We start from the raw sequence: 2,496 nt of genomic DNA on the forward strand, positions 1-2,496 counted from the left end.
GGCATTGGCCGAGCACGGCGCGGCCGTCGCGCTGCTCGCACGTCGCGCCGATCGTCTCGATCAACTCAAAGCCGACATCGAGGCGGCCGGCGGCACGGCGCTATCGGTGCCCACCGACGTGACCGACGCCGCTCAGGTCGCCGCCGCGGTGCAGCACACCGTCGACGAGTTGGGACGGCTGGACACCGTGGTGAACAACGCGGGGTTGATGCGGATGTCGCCGGCCGCCGAAGCGCCACTGCAGGACTGGGACGACCTGGTGCGGGTCAACATCCAGGGCGTCTTATACGTCACCCGCGCCGCGCTCCCCCACCTGATCGACGCCGCCGCCGACTCACCACGCGGCGTCGCCGATCTGGTCACCATCAGTTCGACCGCCGGTTGGGTCGCCCGACCGGGTACCGCCGTCTATTCGCTGACCAAGTTCGGCGTGAATGCGTTCAGCGAGGGTATCCGTCAGGAACTGATCGGCAAGCGGGTGCGGGTCGCCGTGGTGGGCCCCGGCACTGTCGACACCGAGATCAGCGATCACCTGCCCGACCAGGCGCGTGCCGCGTTCGATCGGCAGACCGCGGACATGGTCAAGCTGGCGTCCGAGGACATCGCCGACGCGGTCTTGTACGTCGTCACCCGCAACCGCCGCGTGGCCGTCAACCACATGCTGGTCCGCGCCGCCGAACAGACCTGGTGATGTCCGCGGATCGATGGGTGACCGGCGACCACTTCGGCCTTCCGATCCCCGCCGATCCCGCAGCGTTACATTCCGGTGGCGCAGCGTTTCTCACCGATGCGTTCCGCATCTCGGGTGCGCTGGACGCCGGTAATGCCGTCACGCGTATCAGCCGATTCGACGAGGTCCCAGCCGGAAGCACCGGCCGCAAGCTGCTTCTGACCGTCGAGTACGACAAGCCCGGCGCCCACAACGACCTGTTCGTGAAGTTCTCCCGCGATTTCGACGACCCGATCCGCGATCGCGGCAAGACCCAGATGGAATCGGAAGTCCTGTTCGCCGCGCTGTCACACGAACCGGGTTTTCCGATCACCGTTCCGGCCACTCAATTCGCCGACTACCACCGCGACACGGGCACCGGATTACTGATATCGGAGCGAATCCACCTCGGGGTCAACGGTATCGAGCGCCAGTACCACAAATGCCTCGACTACGAGATGCCCGAACCGCTGGACCACTACCGGGCTCTGGTCTCGGCGCTGGGCCGGCTCGTCGGTGGTCACCGGTCCGGACGCATTCCTACCGGCGATCAGTTCCCGGTCGACATGCAGACGGCACAGGTTGGTGAACGGGCACCGATCAGCCCTGAGAAGCTGGACGGTCGACTGGACCAGCTCGCCGACTTCGTGGACACCAGCCCCGGGCTGCTGCCCGCGAACATCCGCTCGCCGGAATTCATTTCGCGCCTGCGCACCGACGCGCCACGATTCTTGGCCAATGAGCCGGCGGTGTGGAGCTATCTGGCCGATCACGCTGACTACATCGCGCTGTGTCACTGGAACGCCAACGTCGACAACGCCTGGTTCTGGCGCGACAGCGACAACGCCCTGCGCTGCGGCTTGCTGGACTGGGGCTGCGCCGGTCAGATGAACGTTGCCATGGCGTTGTGGGGCGCTATGTCGGGCGCCGAGACCGACCTGTGGGATCGGCACCTCGATGAGTTGCTGCGCCTGTTCGTCTCCGAGATACGCGCCTGCGGCGGGCCAGATCTCAGCGTGACCGAGCTGCGCAACCAGGTCATGCTCTACGTCGGGGTCATGACGGTCGCCTGGCTGCTCGACGTACCCGCGTTGATCCGTTCACGCTTCGGCGACGCCGCGCGCACGATGACCAGAAAAGACCCCCGCATCAAAGACGACGAGAGTGTCCGTGCACCGTTGCAGATGCTGGCCAATGCGCTGAACCTCTGGGAGACACAGCGATTCGGCGACCGTGTCGACAGGATGCTATTGCCATGACGGGCTGGCGGTCAGCACGTCGGGTCCGCCGTCGGTGATGACGACAGTGTCGCGGCGAAGCACACCGCCGAGGCCTTCCTGCCACACGTAGCCGGTGAGCGCGAGCACCATCCCCGGATCCAGCCGCTCGGCGTCGGCGGTGGCCGGAAGCTGCCGCGAGATCACCGGCGGATCAAAGCCGAGCCCCAGACCGTGCGCGACCGCCATCGGCGGCGCCGGCTCGCCGGCCTCGTCGTAGGCAGCGAGCAAATCGGCAGCGCAAGCCCCGGGTCGACACGCCGCAATCAGCCTGTCCCACAGCTCATTCGAACGCTGATACAGCTTGCCGGTCGCATCGTTGGTGGCGTCTCCGACCGGCCAGGTGCGGCTGACCTCCGCGACGTATCCGTCGGCCAGCGCGCCCGCGCCGAAGACGATCAGGTCGCCGGACCGCACCTCGCCGTCGCTGTGTGCCCGCCGCCACGGGTGTTCCCGCGAGGTCACCCACGCGGCGTCCTGGGTGGCCGGTGTGCTTACCCCGCCCGCGGC

General features: G+C 67.2%; 3 protein-coding genes. 2 read left to right on the forward strand and 1 reads right to left on the reverse strand.

All coding sequences use genetic code 11. The features are described from left to right. Together WAN02_RS01485 and WAN02_RS01490 are read left to right on the forward strand one after the other, a co-directional pair. On the forward strand, positions 1 to 691 hold a 691-nt coding region (locus WAN02_RS01485; protein ID WP_422262157.1), incomplete at its 5' end, for an SDR family NAD(P)-dependent oxidoreductase. 17 nt (positions 692 to 708) lie between these two features. Next, the gene (locus WAN02_RS01490; protein WP_422262159.1) at positions 709 to 1,968 is read left to right on the forward strand and encodes a hypothetical protein; all 1,260 of its coding nucleotides are present in this window, start codon (positions 709 to 711) and stop codon (positions 1,966 to 1,968) included. Here the strand turns inward: WAN02_RS01490 and WAN02_RS01495 are convergent. After that, positions 1,957 to 2,496: M24 family metallopeptidase (locus WAN02_RS01495; RefSeq protein WP_422262161.1), on the reverse strand; the 540-nt coding region annotated here is incomplete at its 5' end. The two genes, WAN02_RS01490 and WAN02_RS01495, sit on opposite strands and share 12 nt — an antisense overlap.

The organism is Mycobacterium sp. (assembly GCF_049281135.1).
In the GTDB taxonomy this organism is placed as follows: Bacteria; Actinomycetota; Actinomycetes; order Mycobacteriales; family Mycobacteriaceae; genus Mycobacterium.